This window comes from Leucobacter sp. wl10, assembly GCF_003569785.1.
Classification (GTDB): Bacteria; Actinomycetota; Actinomycetes; order Actinomycetales; family Microbacteriaceae; genus Leucobacter.
In genome coordinates, this window is record NZ_KZ984038.1 from 1 (window position 1) to 1,105 (window position 1,105).

The window sequence follows — 1,105 nt, forward strand, 5'->3', positions numbered from 1 at the left end:
CAACCATCCCGCTGGTCGTCCCATCAGCACTCCTCATCTCGGAGTGTTGCGACGACCGGTTGAATCCGCCTTGGGTGCCGGCGTCGCTGTGATGCAGCAGTCCGGTCGTTACGAACTCGACATTCGTGCGGCGTCTCGTGAACAGCGACTGCTCGAGCGCGGAGAGCACCAGCGTCGTCGTCTTCGAGGTCATCACTCGCCACCCGAGGATCCGACGCGAGAACACGTCAGTGATGAAGCTGACGTAGCAGAACCCGGCGATCGTCCACACATAGGTGAAGTCCGCGACCCACCATTGATCCGGCCTGGAGGGCCACGCCCACTGCCGTTTGACATGATCGGGATGCCGAGCGGCCTTCGGGTCGGATGCTGTGGTGATGGTCTTCCGCTTGCCGCGCTTCACCCCGCTGATCCCGGCGAGCTTCATGAGCCGCTCCACCCGATCACGGCCAATCGGGATGCCGGCACGCAGCGCGGCTTTCCAGAGCTTTCTCCGCCCATACAAGCGACGGTTCCGCTTCCAGATATCGTAGAGCTCGTTCGCGGCGTAGGCGTCGTCGAGTTCTCGAACGCTCGGGCCGAAGCCCCGAGCGTGGTGGGCGTAGTAGGTGGACGGGGCGACCCCGATACCGTGCTCGGAAAGTACGGTCAGGATCGGCTCGGCCCCGAACCGAGGCGCATGAGTACGAACGTAGTCGATCACTGTCCGAGTGTGCGGTCGAGCTCCGCTTGCGCGAAAAAAGCCGAGGCGGTCTTGAGGATCTCGTTCGCTCGTTTCAGTTGCGCGTTCTCGCGCCGGAGCCGGGCGATCTCGTCAGCGGGAGCCTCGTTCGAGTCTGGCCGGTGCCGGCCGTCTGTCAGAACCCGGTCGACCCACCCTCGGAGGGTCTCGGCGCTGATGCCGAGAAGCTCACCGACTTCGCGATAGGCGGCAGCCTTCGAGGTGTTCCCCTCGCTGATGCGGTCCTGGCACATCCGGATCGCGCGGGCCCGGGTCTCCTCGTCGTACTTTCGTGATGCTGGCATGATCACATTCTCTCTTCCGTGTCAGATCACGCCCCCCGACAAACGAGGAGTGCTGATGGGACGACCAGCGGGATGGTTG

General features: G+C 63.9%; 2 protein-coding genes and 1 other annotated feature. Both genes read right to left on the bottom strand.

Annotated elements, in window-relative coordinates; all coding sequences use genetic code 11:
* A partial coding sequence (locus D1J51_RS17680) for an IS3 family transposase (RefSeq protein WP_119077321.1) occupies window positions 1-703 on the bottom strand: 703 nt, incomplete at its 3' end.
* Window positions 614-745: a sequence feature (AL1L pseudoknot), on the bottom strand. Its footprint overlaps the gene before it by 90 nt.
* Entirely contained in the window at window positions 700-1,026 is a 327-nt protein-coding gene (locus tag D1J51_RS17685) for a transposase (protein ID WP_162903934.1), read from the bottom strand. It overlaps the preceding feature by 46 nt. The genes D1J51_RS17685 and D1J51_RS17680, both read right to left, overlap by 4 nt.
* Between the last annotated feature and the right edge of the window lie 79 nt (window positions 1,027-1,105).

Excerpts from the sequence above, each read along its gene's own strand:
- D1J51_RS17685 (WP_162903934.1), bottom strand. The coding sequence starts at position 1,026 with ATGCCAGCATCACGAAAGTACGACGAGGAGACCCGGGCCCGCGCGATC.